This window comes from Microbacterium maritypicum, assembly GCF_041529975.1.
Lineage (GTDB): Bacteria > Actinomycetota > Actinomycetes > Actinomycetales > Microbacteriaceae > Microbacterium.
In genome coordinates this window covers 2,550,060-2,563,117 of sequence record NZ_CP168030.1, presented here as the reverse complement: position 1 = coordinate 2,563,117, position 13,058 = coordinate 2,550,060, and the positions used below count along the sequence as shown (strand labels likewise).

Here is a 13,058-nt window from a genome sequence, read left to right as displayed (position 1 = left end):
CCCGTACGGATGGCGCAGGATGGAGGCATGCGCAGATCACGACACATCACTCCTGCCGTTCGCACGTCGGACGTGCGCGACGACGCGCCGACCCCGGCAGATGTCCTGCGGTATCTGGTCCACCTTCCGGATGACTATGACGCCGATCCGGGCAGACTCTGGCCCCTCGTGCTGTTCCTGCACGGAGCGGGCGAACGAGGTTCCGACCTCGACCTCGCCGCGGTGCACGGCCCGCCGCGGTTGGCGGATGAAGGTCACGAGTTCCCCTTCGTCCTCGTCACCCCGCAGTGCGGTGAGTCGAGCCAGTGGGTCGCGGAGCTCTCGACCCTGTCCGGGCTGGTCGACGAGGTCGTCTCGACGCACCGTGTCGATCCGGCCCGCATTTCGGTGACCGGGCTCAGCATGGGCGGCTTCGGGACCTGGAGCCTGGCGGTGCGCTATCCCGAACGGTTCGCCGCTATCGCACCGATCTGCGGTGGGCTCTGGATGCAGAGTGCCGAGCCGATTCGGCACCTGCCCGTCTGGGCTTTCCACGGCGACGCCGACGATGTCGTGCCGATCTCCGCCACGGAGGAGATCACCACCGAGCTCCGGTCGCTCGACGCCGACGTGCGGTTCACGCGATATGCGGGCGTCGGTCATGATTCCTGGACCGAGACCTACGACAACCCCGAGCTGTACGACTGGCTGCTCTCCCACCGGCGCTAGCGCACGGACGTCCCGGCACGGGTCCGGGCCTTGTCGAGGAAGCGCTCGTGGAAGCGCGTCTCGCCATCGACCTCCGGGTGGAAGCTCGTTCCGAGCAGGCTGCCCTGCTCGACGGCGACCACCGTGCCGTCCGCGAGCGATGCCAGGACGTCGACACCGGCGCCCACACGCTCGACCACCGGGGCGCGGATGAACGTCGCGCGCACCGGAGGCTCCCCCAGCGCGGGGACGTCGAGTTCCGTCTCGAACGACTCCGTCTGGCGCCCGAACGCGTTGCGACGGACATCGACGTCCATTCCGCCGAACGACTCCTGGCCGTCGATCCCGTCGAGCACCGTGTCGGCGAGCAGGATCAGTCCGGCGCACGTCCCGTAGACCGGGAGCCCTGCATCGATCGCGGTGCGGATCGGTTCCTGCATCCCGAAGATGCGCGACAGCTTGTCGATCACGCTGGACTCGCCGCCGGGGATCACGAGGCCGTCGACGGAAGAGAGCTCTTCCGGTCGGCGCACCAGCACGACGTCGGCGCCCAGATGCGCGAGCAGGGCGGCGTGCTCGCGCACGTCGCCCTGCAGCGCGAGGACTCCGACGCGGGTGTTACCAGCCACGCTCGGCGAGACGGTGCGGCGCCGGGAGGTCACTCACGTTGATGCCCACCATCGCCTCGCCGAGCCCGCGCGAGACCTCGGCGATCACCTTGGCGTCGTCGAAGAAGGTGGTCGCCTTGACGATGGCCTTGGCACGTTCGGCGGGGTTGCCCGACTTGAAGATGCCCGAGCCCACGAACACGCCGTCTGCTCCGAGCTGCATCATCATCGCGGCGTCTGCGGGGGTCGCGACTCCTCCGGCCACGAAGAGCACGACGGGGAGCTTGCCGGTCTCGGCGATCTCGGCGACCAGCTCGTAGGGCGCCTGCAGTTCCTTGGCGGCGACGTACAGCTCGTCCTTGGGCAGCGCAGCGAGGGCCGCGATCTCCCCACGGATCTTGCGGATGTGCTTCATCGCCTCGGAGACGTCGCCGGTGCCGGCCTCGCCCTTGGAGCGGATCATCGCGGCGCCCTCGTTGATGCGGCGGAGTGCCTCGCCCAGATTGGTCGCACCGCATACGAACGGCACGGTGAACTCGTACTTGTCGATGTGATTCACGTAGTCGGCCGGCGAGAGCACCTCGGACTCGTCGATGTAGTCGACGCCGAGCTCCTGCAGCACCTGGGCCTCGACGAAGTGTCCGATGCGCGCCTTCGCCATCACCGGGATCGAGACCGCGTCGATGATGCTGTCGATCATGTCGGGATCGCTCATCCGCGAGACCCCACCCTGGGCACGGATGTCGGCCGGCACGCGCTCGAGCGCCATGACGGCCACGGCGCCCGCGTCTTCGGCGATCTTCGCCTGCTCAGCGGTGACGACGTCCATGATGACGCCGCCCTTGAGCATCTCGGCGAGGCCGCGCTTGACGCGCGAGGATCCGGTGGTTGTCTGCTCGGTCATGGGGAACTCCTGTCGGATGCACCGAAGTGGGTTTTGATCTAGATCAAACGTAGCACTGTCCGATTCGACCTAGAATCGCTGAGGAGGATCATGAGCGACCAGATCACAGGTACCACCGCGTCGGAGATCGCCGACAGCGTGCGTTCGCTGCGCGACCGCGGATCCCTGCAGCCCGGTAGCCTCCTCCCCCCGGTGCGCGAGCTGGCCGCGACCCTCGGCGTGAATCGCAACACCGCCGTGGCTGCGTACCGCCAGCTCGCTCAGGCCGGTCTCGTGGTCTCGCGCGGGCGTGCCGGCACCGTGGTCGCGGGCCACGAAACCGTGGCGCAGGAGGGTTACGCCCCCGACACTGTCCTCCGGGACATCGGCACCGGCAACCCGGACCCACGCCTCATCCCCGATCCGGCACCCGCACTGATGACCATCGCCTCGCGCCCCGTCCTCTACGGCGAGCCCGTGATCGATCGTGGTCTCGAGGATTGGGCACGGCGGTGGATCGCCGCCGACCTCGACGACGTCGACTTCCGCATCACCGTCACCAGCGGCGCCGTCGACGCGGTCGAGCGGCTGCTTGCGCAGGCGCTGATGCGCGACGATGCCGTGGCGCTCGAGGACCCGTGCTTCCTGGCGAGCATCCACACAGTGCGACTCGGCGGATACCGGGCGGTTCCGGTGCCGGTCGACGCCGAGGGCATGACCGTCGACGGGTTGCGTGCGGCATTGGACGCCGGAGTCCGCGCGATCATCTGCACCCCGCGCGCGCAGAACCCCACCGGAGCGAGCCTCACCGCGACGCGGGCCGCCGAACTGCGAGCGGTACTGGCCGACCACCCCTACGTGCTGATCATCGAGGACGACCATTTCTCGATGCTCTCGCAGCGCCGGTACGAGTCACTCATCGGTGCGGCCCACCGTCGATTCGCGCTCGTGCGCTCCGTGTCGAAGTTCCTCGGACCCGACATGTGCCTCGCGATCGCGGCGACGGATGCCGAGACAGCGGAACGGCTCGCCATGCGTCTGAGTCCCGGAACCACCTGGGTGAGCCACCTGCTGCAGCGTCTCGCGTTGACGCAGCTCACCGACGACGGCGTGATGACCGAGGTCGCCGCAGCAGCTGCCCACTACGCGGAGCGGAATGCCGCCTTTGCGGAGCGGCTGCGCGCCGGCGGCATCGATGCGACCGCATCCGACGGTATGAGCCTGTGGGTCGAACTGCCGCAACCCGCGCGCCTCGTCGCCGATCGGCTGATGCGCCGAGGGTGGCTGGCCCGCACCGGCGACGACTTCGCGCTCGACGACCGCGCGGACCCATCCCACCATCTGCGCCTGACCGTGCACGACCTGTCCGATGACGAGGCCGAAACCCTCGTCGCCGACCTCGTCGCCGCCGGGCGATGACCATCCTCGCGGGCACCCGCCTGCCCTGAACGAAAGAGCCGGAGAATGAAGATCCTCTCCATCCAGTCAGCCGTCGCCTACGGGCACGTCGGCAACTCCGCCGCGGTGTTCCCCCTGCAGCGCATCGGCGTCGAGGTGCTCCCGGTCTACACGGTGAACTTCTCCAACCACACCGGATACGGCGCCTGGCGCGGACCGATGATCGCTCCGGACGACGTCCGCGAAGTCATCACCGGCATCGAGGAGCGTGGCGTCTTCGGCCAGATCGACGCGATCCTCAGCGGCTACCAGGGCGGCGAAGGCATCGGAGACGTGATCATCGACGCGGTCGCCCGTGTGAAGTCCGCGAACCCGAGCGCCGTCTATGCCTGCGACCCGGTCATGGGCAACGCCAAGTCGGGGTGCTTCGTGGCCCCGGCGATCCCCGTGCTGCTGCGTGAGCGCGTCGTCCCAGTCGCCGACATCATCACGCCGAACCAGTTCGAGCTCGGCTTCCTCACCGACACCGAGCCGGACACGCTCGAGTCCACCCTCGCCTCCGTCGACCTCGCCCACGCGATGGGTCCGAGCACCGTGCTGGTGACGAGCGTCGAGCGGCCCGACCGCGAAGAGGGCACCATCGAGATGCTCGCCGCCGACGCGCAGGGTGCCTGGCTCGTGCAGACCCCGCACCTGCCGATGAAGGCGAACGGCTCCGGGGATGTGACCGCGGCACTGTTCACGGCGCACTACGTCGAGACCGGCAGCGCGAAGATCGCTCTGGAGCGCACGGCATCCAGCGTCTACGACCTGTTGAAAGCCACGCTCGAATCCGGTGAGCGCGAGCTGCAGCTCGTCGAGGCGCAGGAGTTCTACGCGAACCCGCAGATGCAGTTCACCGCCCGTCAGGTGCGCTGAGCTCCTCCGCAGTAGGCTCCGACGCCGGCCAGGCGTTCGCCACGGCCTCCCGCACCTCGCCGAGGAGCTGCGGAAGCGCCTTGGTCTTCGCGATGATCGGGAAGAAGTTGGCGTCCGATGTCCACCGCGGCACCACGTGCTGGTGCAGGTGGGCGTCGACGCCGGCGCCCGCCACCGCGCCCTGGTTCATGCCGATGTTGAAGCCGTCGCAGCGTGACACCTCGCGCAGCACACGCATGGCAGTCTGTGTGAGGGCACCGATCTCGGCGACCTCGGCGGGCGTCGCCTGGTCGTAGGTGGCGATGTGGCGATACGGGCACACGAGCAGGTGCCCCGAGTTGTACGGGAACAGGTTCAGCAGCACGTAGGCCGTCTCGCCGCGCGCCACGACCAGCCGCTCCTCGTCGGGGAACTTCGGAGCCTCGCAGAACGGGCACTCCTCCCGCAGCGGCTCCGGCCCCGCCTGGATGTACGCCATCCGATGCGGGGTCCACAGCCGCTGGAACTCGTCCGGAACGCCGGCGAGGCGCCCGGCGTCTTCCAGCGGCCGCTCCCCCTCGGTCACGCCAGGTCCCCTGCCTTCAGCACGAGCGCGTGCGAGGCGATGGCGGCGCTGATCCGACGTACCGCATCCTCGACCGGGACGCCGTTCTCCTGCGTGCCGTCGCGGAAGCGGAACGACACCGTGCCCGCGGCTCGATCCTGCTCCCCGACGATGAGGATGACGGGGACCTTCGCCGTCGTGTGGTTGCGGATCTTCTTCTGCATGCGGTCGTCGGAGTGATCGACGTCGGCCCGGACGCCCGCCTCGCGCAGCTGCGCGATGACGTCGTCCAGATAGTCTCCGTACTGCTCCGCGACCGGGACGCCGACAACCTGACTGGGCGCGAGCCAGAGCGGGAAGTCGCCGGCGTAGTGCTCGAGGAGGATCGCGAAGAAGCGCTCGACCGAACCGAGGAGCGCGCGGTGGATCATGACCGGCCGGTGCTTCTGCCCGTCGGGTCCGGTGTACTCCAGCTCGAACCGGTCGGGCTGGTTGAAGTCGAGCTGGATGGTCGACATCTGCCAGGTGCGTCCGATCGCGTCGCGTGCCTGTACGGAGATCTTCGGACCGTAGAAGGCGGCGCCGCCGGGGTCGGCGACGAGTTCGAGTCCGGACTCGATCGCGACCTCACGCAACGTGTCGATCGCGGTGGTCCACTGCTCCGGCTCGCCGAGGAACTTGGGGTTCCCCACCTCGTTCGTCGACAGTTCGAGGTAGAAGTCGTTGAGGCCGTAGTCGCGGAGCAGGTCCAGGACGAGGTTCAGGTTCGTCGTGAGCTCGTCCTTGACCTGGTCCTGAGCGACGTAGATGTGGGCGTCGTCCTGTGTCAGGCCACGCACGCGGGTCAGACCCGACAGTGTCCCACTCTTCTCGTAGCGGTAGACCGTCCCGAACTCGGCCAGACGCAGCGGCAGCTCGCGGTAGGAACGCCCGCGCGAACGGAAGATGAGGTTGTGGAACGGGCAGTTCATCGGCTTCAGGTAGTAGTCCTGCCCTTGACGGGTGACGTTGCCCTCCTCATCGACGACCTCGTCGAGGTGCATCGGGGGGAACATGCCGTCCGCATAGGTCTGCAGGTGACCCGACGTCATGAAGAGGTCCTTCTTCGTGATGTGCGGGCTGTTCACGAGGTCGTATCCGTTGCGCAGCAGGTGCTTACGTAGGTTCTCCTCGATCTCGTAGCGGATGATGCCGCCCTTGGGGTGGAACACCGCGAGTCCGGAGCCGATCTCGTCTGGGAAGGAGAACAGGTCCATCTCGGCACCGAGCTTGCGGTGATCGCGGCGCTCCGCCTCGGCGATGCGCTCCTGGTAGGCACGCAGCTCGTCCTTGGTCGGCCACGCCGTGCCGTAGATGCGCTGCAGCTGCGGGTTCTTCTCGCTGCCGCGCCAGTAGGCGGCGGCGATGCGGGTGAGGTCCCAGCCGTTGCCGATCATGCGCGTGTTGGGCAGGTGCGGCCCGCGGCAGAGGTCCTTCCAGACGACCTCGCCATCGCGGGTGGTGTTGTCGTAGATCGTCAGCTCACCCTCGCCGACCTCGACGGAGGCCCCCTCGGCGGCTTCCTTCCCGCCTTTGAGCCCGATGAGCTCGAGCTTGAACGGCTCGTCCGCGAGCTCGGCGCGCGCCTCGTCGTCGGTCACGACACGGCGGACGAAGCGCTGGCCCTCGCGGACGATGCGCTGCATCTCCTTCGTGATGGCCTTGATGTCGTCAGGCGTGAACGGGGTCTCCACGCCGAAGTCGTAATAGAACCCGTCGGTGATGGGCGGGCCGATGCCGAGGTTCGCCTGCGGGTTGATGCGCTGCACCGCCTGCGCCAGCACGTGGGCAGCCGAGTGGCGGAGGATGTTCAGCCCATCCGCACTGTCGATCGTGACCGGCTCGACCTCGTCGGTGTCGGTCACGGTCGTGGCGAGATCCTTGAGATCGCCGTTGACGCGCATCGCGACGACGTTTCGGTCAATGAACAGGGCGAAGCCATCGTGCGGCCGGGCGTTTTCAGGCACAGAAACTCTCCATCTGGGTCGGTGTCCAGGTTACTCGCATGATCACGGGGTCCTGACCGCTTCGCGACGGTGTCGGACACCGTGACCGGTGCCGCCGTCGGTCACCCTCAGCCCGGCTGGTCGGCGCCGCGCGAGGGGACGATGATCCCCGACTCGTACGCGTGGATCACGAGCTGCGCACGATCGCGTGCGTTCAGCTTCGACATGATGCGGTTCACATGGGTCTTCGCGGTGTGCGGTGAGATCACGAGGCGGTTCGCGATGTCCTGGTTCGACGCCCCGCCCGCCACGAGGAGCAGCACCTCGCGCTCCCGCTCCGTGAGCTGTCGCAGCGGCTCGGTGTGCCAGGCATCGGCTCGCGGATGCTGCGGCAGCACGGAGCGCTCGATCAGCGACCGTGTTGCCGCCGACGACAGGAGAGCCTCACCGCGGTGCACCACTCGCACGGCGCTGACGATGTCGTCCGGCTCGGCCCCTTTGCCGATGAAGCCACTCGCACCGGCGCGGAGTGCGGCGACCACGTAGTCGTCCTCCTCGAAGGTCGTCAGGATGAGCACGCGGGTCGCGGTGGACTGCGCCGCGCTCATGATCTGCGCGGTGGCGGCGATGCCGTCGAGCTCCGGCATCCGGATGTCCATCACCACGATGTCCGGCATCGACTCGCGCACCGCGGACACCGCCTCACGCCCGTTCGCTGCTTCGCCCACCACCTCGATGCCGCCGTCGACGAGGATGTCGCGGACCGCCTGCCGCACCAACGGCTGATCGTCGACGACGAGCACCCGGATCATCGTGCACCTCCGTCGAGGGGGATCCGCACCTCGAGGCGGAACGCGCTTCCATCGCGGCCGGTCTGCACATCTCCCCGGACCGCGACCACGCGCTCGCGCAGTCCACGCAGCCCGTGGCCACCCGCACGCGACACCGCCTCGGATTCCGTCGCCACCTGATTGTCGACGACGACACGGAGCGACCCGCCGTCCGCTCGGAGCCGCACGGTCGCCGCGCCATCCGCTCCGTGCTTGTGCGCATTCGTCAATCCTTCGAGGACCACGAGGTAAGCCACATGATCACTGGCCGGCGACAGAGCAGGCCGATCGGGATCGTCCTGGAGATCGACGCGCAGCCCCGCCTCGCGGAACTGCACGACCAGCTCGTCGAGACCGGCGAGGCCGACCTGCGGACGAAGGTCGCGAACATCATCCGGATCGTCGGAGCGCAGCAGCGCCATCAGCCCACCGATGTCGGCGAGCACGGTGCGAGAGGAACGGCGGATGGTGCTCAGTGCCTCCCGCGCACGCTCCGGGCGGGTCTCCAACGCGGATGACGCGACGCCCGCATTGAGACTGATGACCGAGATCTGGTGCGCGACCACGTCGTGCAGATCGCGCGCGATGCGCACCCGTTCTTCGGCGACACGTCGTCGCGCTTCCTCGTCCCTCCCCCGCTCGGCCCGCTCCGCGCGTTCGGTCATGGCGGAGACGAACTCGCGTCGTGACCTGGTCGCGTCCCCCAGTGCTCCGGCGAGGGCGATGATGAAGACGAACTGCAGCGCGCGGGCATCGAAGAGATCCCCGCCGAGCGGGATCGCGTTCGAGAAGAAGACGATCGCCGTCGCCGAGGTCACGGCGATGATCCCGACGAGTCGCCCTCGACGGTCCACGACGGCGTAGGCACTGATCGCCATGGCGATGAGCGCGCTCGGCGACAGGACACCCGCGAATGCCAGGACCACTGCGCACAGCAGGCTGACGACGAGCACGACGAGGGGATGCCGGCGGCGGAACGGCATCGCGGCCGCGGGGACGAGGGCGACGACGAGCAGCCATCCGGTCGCGCGGAACGCCTCGTCCGGGAAGGGTGACACGGCGAACACGACCACCACGACCACAGCCATCAGGTCGGAGAGCGGCGCCGCGATTCCTGGAGGACGAGGTGCCGGCATCACACCAGTATTCACCGCGACGCCGACTCCCGGATCCTCCGCCGGGATGAGCTGTGTGTACTGCGATCGCAGTACACGTTTGTCTGCGGCAGGGCGACGCGGCGGCGGATGCCGCGCGGCACGCTGGGATGAGGGCGCACAGCGCGTGCGCCGAGAGAGGTCGGCATGAAGAAGCCCGTCAAGAGAGTGCTCATCGCACTCACGTCCGTCGTCGCCGTCATCGCGGTCGGACTGGTGGCCACCACGGTCGGCAATGCGGTGGCGACCGCGGTCGAACAGGATCGCATCGAGCCGTACGGGCAGAAGGTCACCGTGGACGGGCACGAGATGAACGTCATGATCACCGGTGAGGGCTCGGAGGACATCGTTCTCCTCCCGGGTTTCGGCACCGCATCCCCGGTGCTCGACTTCGAGCCGCTCGTCACCGAGCTGGCCAAGGACCATCGCGTGATCGTCGTGGAGCCGTTCGGTTACGGGCTGAGCGACGGTACGGATCGCGCCCGCACCACCGACAACATCGTGACCGAGACGCATTCCGCTCTGCAGGAGCTCGGCGTCGACGACTACGTCTTGATGGGGCATTCCATCGCCGGCATATACGGCATCCAGTTCGCGAACCGCTATCCCGATGAGGTGCGGGCGTTCGTCGGAATCGACAGCAGCGTCCCCGGGCAGCCCGGCTCGGACACCGAGCTGCCCGTCGGGCTCTTCGGCGCGGCGAAGAACCTGGGGCTCGTGCGACTCATCGCATCGTTCCGTGGCACGGGTTACGACGAGTCCGTCTACTCCGCAGACGTGCAGGAGCAGATCGCCCTGCTCACCAACCGGAACACGCTGAGCCCCACCTACCTGAACGCGATGTCTCTGCTCCACGCGAACTTCGACGATGCTCTGGGCACGAGCTTCCCCGAAGACCTCCCCCTGCTGCTGTTCGTCGTGGCCGACAATCCGACGGTCCCCACCTGGGTGGATCTGCACGAGGAGCAGGCCGCGGCCGTCGACGATGGAACGGTCGTGCCGCTCGATGGAACGCACTACCTCCACCACACGCACACGCCGGAGATCGTCGACGGGTTCCGCTCGTGGGAGCGCACCAGGATGCCCGCCGCGGAGTGACGCCGGAGCTCTGGACATCACGTAGCGTGAACGGATGGACAGAGCAGTCGCACGATGGATCCTGGCGGTCGCGCTCGGCGCGATCGGTGTCGGCCACTTCCTCAGCACCCGCGGGTTCCGGGTCGTGGTGCCCGATTGGGCCACTCGCCTGACCAGGCTCGACAAGGACACGATCGTGATCGCCTCGGGCGCCGCAGAGGTCGCGCTCGCGGCGGGACTCCTCGCGCTACCGAAGGAGCGCCGCCGCATCGGCTGGGCGACGGCCGCATTCTTCGTCGCCGTGATGCCCGGGAACATCCACCAGTGGCAGACCAAGCGCTCGACGCCGGGACTCGACACGGATGCTCGGCGGTTCGGTCGACTGTTCCTACAGCCGATCCTGGTGCTGTGGGCGCTGTGGTCGACCGGCGGCGAGACGCCCCGCCGAAACCACCGTCGGCGTTGAGAGACAGACCATGCCCGTGAGCTCGAAGAGAATGGTCCCATGACATCCCCCTCGCTGGTGTGGTTCCGCGACGACCTCCGCCTCGCCGACAATCCGGCGTTGCGCGCCGCGATCGATCGAGGTGAACCGGTCATCGCGCTCTATGTGCTCGACGAGGAGTCGCCGGGCATCCGCCCCCTCGGCGGCGCAGCCCGCTGGTGGCTGCACCACTCGCTGGCATCGCTCGACGAGCGTCTCCGTGAGCGCGGCGGGGCACTCGTGCTGCGTCGCGGCGCCGCAGGGCACGTCGTCCGCGAGGCGGTGGCGGATGTCGGCGCCGGCGCCGTATTCTGGAACCGACGGTACGGGGGCGCCGAGCGCGAGATCGACTCATCGCTGAAGTCGGCACTCCGGGCCGAGGGGCTCGAGGTCGCGTCCTTCGCAGCATCCCTGCTGCACGAGCCGAGGACCGTGACGACCGGCAGCGGCACGCACTATTCCGTCTTCACCCCGTTCTGGCGCGCGTGTCTCGCGCTGCCGGCACCACGCGCGCCGCTTCCGGAGCCACGGACAGTCGATGGCCCGGATCATGTCCCCGCCTCCGATGCTCTCGACGACTGGGATCTGCTGCCCACCCGGCCGGATTGGGCCGGGGGCCTGCGCGACACCTGGGAGCCTGGGGAACCCGCCGCCCGGCGACGCCTCACGGAGTTCCTCGCTCACGACCTCCCCTCGTATGACCGCGCGCGCGACGAACCCGCTGCCGGTGCGACCTCGCTGCTCTCCCCGCGGCTGCGCTGGGGAGAGATCAGCCCCTTCACGGTCTGGCACGAGGCCGTCGGCGTGGACGGTGCCGGCGGATTCCTCTCCGAGCTCGGTTGGCGGGAGTTCGCCTGGCACACGCTCTATCACTCCCCCGACCTCGCGACCCGAAATCTGCGTCGCGAGTTCGACGCCTTCCCGTGGCCACCCCTCGACCCAGCGCACCTGGAGGCCTGGCAGCACGGCGAGACCGGAGTGCCGCTGGTGGATGCGGGAATGCGGGAGCTCTGGCACACGGGCTACATGCACAACCGCGTCCGGATGGTCGTGGCCTCCTTCCTCGTGAAGAACCTGCTGATCGACTGGCGACTCGGCGAGGAGTGGTTCTGGGACACGCTCGTCGACGCCGACGAGGCCAACAACCCGTTCAACTGGCAATGGGTGGCGGGCTCCGGTGCCGATGCGGCCCCGTACTTCCGCGTTTTCAATCCCGAGCTGCAGGCGAAGAAGTTCGACCCGCAGGGGCTCTACATCTCGCAGTGGGCCTCCGAAGCACCGACCGAACCGATCGTCGACCTCGGTGAGACCAGGAAGGCCGCGCTCGCGGCGTACGACGAGGTCAAGCGGGCGCCACGAGCGCCTTCCTGATGCTCGAAGACGGCGAGGTCTGCACCGCCGGGGTGTGGTCAGCCGGCGATGATCTCCGGCACCTTCCATGAGGCGAGCTCACCGAGACGCGGCCGGTAGAGCCGGATCAGGAGGTTCCAGCCCTCCGGGAGGGGAATGGAGTTCGCGGCATCGTCGCCGTGGTCGCCGAGGCGCACGGTGGTCGATCCGTCCTCGTTCTTGGTGGCGAACACGGAGTTGACGTTCGTGGCGCCGATCGGCCCGGGTTCGAAGTGGCCGGCCGCGTTGTAGACGCTGACCGACCAGAACGCGTCGGCGGGCACGTCTCGGAAGGTCATGGTGTAGCGGCCGACGGGAAGCTTGGGGTCGATGTTGATGTACGACGCCTCCGCATCGGGAAGGCCACCCCAGCCGAGCGCCGTGCCGACCAGGTGACGCACGGGGTCGACGTCTTCCTTCGATCCGAAGCATCCCGACAGTCCACCCATCGTCTTGCCCAGCACGAGCAGGGCTTCGCGAACCTCGACGTAGCTGTCGTGGTCGTATTCGGGGTGAGAGAACTCCTGAGTGCCGCTCGCGGTGAGAGTGATCTGATCCTGGATCGCATTCACCGCTTCGAGGTCGCTCGGACTTGCCGGGTCGAAGAGGATGCGTGCCGCAGCGATGACGTGCGGGGTCTCGAACTCCTCGATCGTGAGGGGATAGGAGCCTGCCCGATGGAAGACACGGTTGATGTAGTGATCCTGGTTGATGATCATGACCGAGACGTACCGGTCTCCGACCTCCGGCAGTGTGAGGGTGACGGGGCCCCCACTGAGATCGATGATCGCGACCGAATAGAGCGTGTCGCGGTTCTGTCGAATCACCGGTTGCTGCTCCAGGGGCGGGAGCGCACGGTCGTGGTGGAACACGCCCACCCCGCCGATGATCGGGAGCATCCGGTCGATCATCGTGTCGGTTTCTACCCGCGTGAAGTTGTCGACATCGACGATCTGGGCACTCATCCGGGGCTCCTCGCTACTCTGTTGCCCACACACTATCGGGTGGGACGGGGCCGGTGAGGCGCGCGGAATCGCCGCGTCTCGCGCTCGCGATTCGTTCCGGCGCGGTGGACGTGCGCACCGATACGCGGGAAGCTGG

Annotated in this window: 13 protein-coding genes; 6 read left to right on the top strand and 7 right to left on the bottom strand. The window is 68.0% G+C overall.

Translation table 11 applies throughout. The features are described from left to right. Nucleotides 1-27 precede the first annotated feature (27 nt). A complete protein-coding gene (locus ACCO44_RS12445) occupies nt 28-708 on the top strand; it encodes a dienelactone hydrolase family protein (RefSeq protein ID WP_372466771.1) in 681 nt (226 codons plus the stop codon). On the opposite strand, the gene pdxT is transcribed toward ACCO44_RS12445, so the two are convergent. Then, on the bottom strand, nt 705-1,316 hold the full coding sequence (pdxT, locus tag ACCO44_RS12440) for a pyridoxal 5'-phosphate synthase glutaminase subunit PdxT (RefSeq protein WP_372466770.1): 612 nt from the start codon (nt 1,314-1,316) through the stop codon (nt 705-707). The genes ACCO44_RS12445 and pdxT overlap by 4 nt on opposite strands. Further along, on the bottom strand, nt 1,306-2,199 hold the full coding sequence (pdxS, locus tag ACCO44_RS12435; protein ID WP_372466768.1) for a pyridoxal 5'-phosphate synthase lyase subunit PdxS: 894 nt from the start codon (nt 2,197-2,199) through the stop codon (nt 1,306-1,308). The genes pdxT and pdxS overlap by 11 nt, the downstream gene beginning before the upstream one ends. Nucleotides 2,200-2,289: 90 nt before the next feature. Between pdxS and ACCO44_RS12430 the strand changes: the two genes are divergently transcribed. Further along, entirely contained in the window at nt 2,290-3,597 is a 1,308-nt protein-coding gene (locus tag ACCO44_RS12430; protein ID WP_372466767.1) for an aminotransferase class I/II-fold pyridoxal phosphate-dependent enzyme, read from the top strand. 45 nt (nt 3,598-3,642) lie between these two features. Then, nucleotides 3,643-4,494 (top strand): pyridoxal kinase PdxY, encoded by an 852-nt coding sequence (gene pdxY / locus ACCO44_RS12425; RefSeq protein WP_029263306.1) that lies wholly within the window; start codon nt 3,643-3,645, stop codon nt 4,492-4,494. Here the strand turns inward: pdxY and ACCO44_RS12420 are convergent. The 4 genes from ACCO44_RS12420 to ACCO44_RS12405 form a co-directional block, all read right to left on the bottom strand. After that, complete coding sequence (locus tag ACCO44_RS12420; RefSeq protein ID WP_372466766.1) at nt 4,472-5,059, bottom strand: HIT domain-containing protein; 588 nt, start codon at nt 5,057-5,059, stop codon at nt 4,472-4,474. The two genes, pdxY and ACCO44_RS12420, sit on opposite strands and share 23 nt — an antisense overlap. Further along, a complete protein-coding gene (gene thrS / locus ACCO44_RS12415) occupies nt 5,056-6,981 on the bottom strand; it encodes a threonine--tRNA ligase (protein WP_372469406.1) in 1,926 nt (641 codons plus the stop codon). Before thrS ends, ACCO44_RS12420 begins: the two co-directional genes overlap by 4 nt. Nucleotides 6,982-7,151: 170 nt before the next feature. Further along, on the bottom strand, nt 7,152-7,835 hold the full coding sequence (locus ACCO44_RS12410; RefSeq protein ID WP_372466765.1) for a response regulator: 684 nt from the start codon (nt 7,833-7,835) through the stop codon (nt 7,152-7,154). Next, the gene (locus tag ACCO44_RS12405; protein WP_372466763.1) at nt 7,832-8,989 is read right to left on the bottom strand and encodes a sensor histidine kinase; all 1,158 of its coding nucleotides are present in this window, start codon (nt 8,987-8,989) and stop codon (nt 7,832-7,834) included. The genes ACCO44_RS12410 and ACCO44_RS12405 overlap by 4 nt, the downstream gene beginning before the upstream one ends. 165 nt (nt 8,990-9,154) lie before the next feature. Here ACCO44_RS12405 and ACCO44_RS12400 point away from each other — a divergent pair, with 165 nt between their 5' ends. From ACCO44_RS12400 to ACCO44_RS12390, 3 genes are read left to right on the top strand one after another with little or no spacing between them, the layout of a single operon-like run. Continuing rightward, nucleotides 9,155-10,105, top strand: coding sequence for an alpha/beta fold hydrolase (locus ACCO44_RS12400; RefSeq protein WP_091036560.1), 951 nt, complete (start codon nt 9,155-9,157; stop codon nt 10,103-10,105). A 34-nt stretch (nt 10,106-10,139) separates the two neighbouring features. Beyond that, nucleotides 10,140-10,550, top strand: a complete 411-nt coding sequence (locus tag ACCO44_RS12395) for a hypothetical protein (RefSeq protein ID WP_215066360.1) — start codon at nt 10,140-10,142, stop codon at nt 10,548-10,550. Nucleotides 10,551-10,589: 39 nt separating this feature from the next. After that, on the top strand, nt 10,590-11,939 hold the full coding sequence (locus ACCO44_RS12390) for a deoxyribodipyrimidine photo-lyase (RefSeq protein WP_372466762.1): 1,350 nt from the start codon (nt 10,590-10,592) through the stop codon (nt 11,937-11,939). Nucleotides 11,940-11,977: 38 nt separating this feature from the next. On the opposite strand, the gene ACCO44_RS12385 is transcribed toward ACCO44_RS12390, so the two are convergent. Continuing rightward, nucleotides 11,978-12,922: a DUF1254 domain-containing protein gene (locus ACCO44_RS12385; RefSeq protein ID WP_372466760.1), complete on the bottom strand. Its 945-nt coding sequence runs from the start codon at nt 12,920-12,922 to the stop codon at nt 11,978-11,980. Nucleotides 12,923-13,058 lie beyond the last annotated feature (136 nt).

Excerpts from the sequence above, each read along its gene's own strand:
- ACCO44_RS12445 (WP_372466771.1), top strand. The coding sequence starts at position 28 with ATGCGCAGATCACGACACATCACTCCTGCCGTTCGCACGTCGGACGTG.
- pdxS (WP_372466768.1), bottom strand. The coding sequence starts at position 2,199 with ATGACCGAGCAGACAACCACCGGATCCTCGCGCGTCAAGCGCGGCCTC.
- ACCO44_RS12430 (WP_372466767.1), top strand. The coding sequence starts at position 2,290 with ATGAGCGACCAGATCACAGGTACCACCGCGTCGGAGATCGCCGACAGC.
- pdxY (WP_029263306.1), top strand. The coding sequence starts at position 3,643 with ATGAAGATCCTCTCCATCCAGTCAGCCGTCGCCTACGGGCACGTCGGC.
- thrS (WP_372469406.1), bottom strand. The coding sequence starts at position 6,981 with ATGCGCGTCAACGGCGATCTCAAGGATCTCGCCACGACCGTGACCGAC.
- ACCO44_RS12410 (WP_372466765.1), bottom strand. The coding sequence starts at position 7,835 with ATGATCCGGGTGCTCGTCGTCGACGATCAGCCGTTGGTGCGGCAGGCG.
- ACCO44_RS12405 (WP_372466763.1), bottom strand. The coding sequence starts at position 8,989 with ATGCCGGCACCTCGTCCTCCAGGAATCGCGGCGCCGCTCTCCGACCTG.
- ACCO44_RS12400 (WP_091036560.1), top strand. The coding sequence starts at position 9,155 with ATGAAGAAGCCCGTCAAGAGAGTGCTCATCGCACTCACGTCCGTCGTC.
- ACCO44_RS12395 (WP_215066360.1), top strand. The coding sequence starts at position 10,140 with ATGGACAGAGCAGTCGCACGATGGATCCTGGCGGTCGCGCTCGGCGCG.
- ACCO44_RS12390 (WP_372466762.1), top strand. The coding sequence starts at position 10,590 with ATGACATCCCCCTCGCTGGTGTGGTTCCGCGACGACCTCCGCCTCGCC.
- ACCO44_RS12385 (WP_372466760.1), bottom strand. The coding sequence starts at position 12,922 with ATGAGTGCCCAGATCGTCGATGTCGACAACTTCACGCGGGTAGAAACC.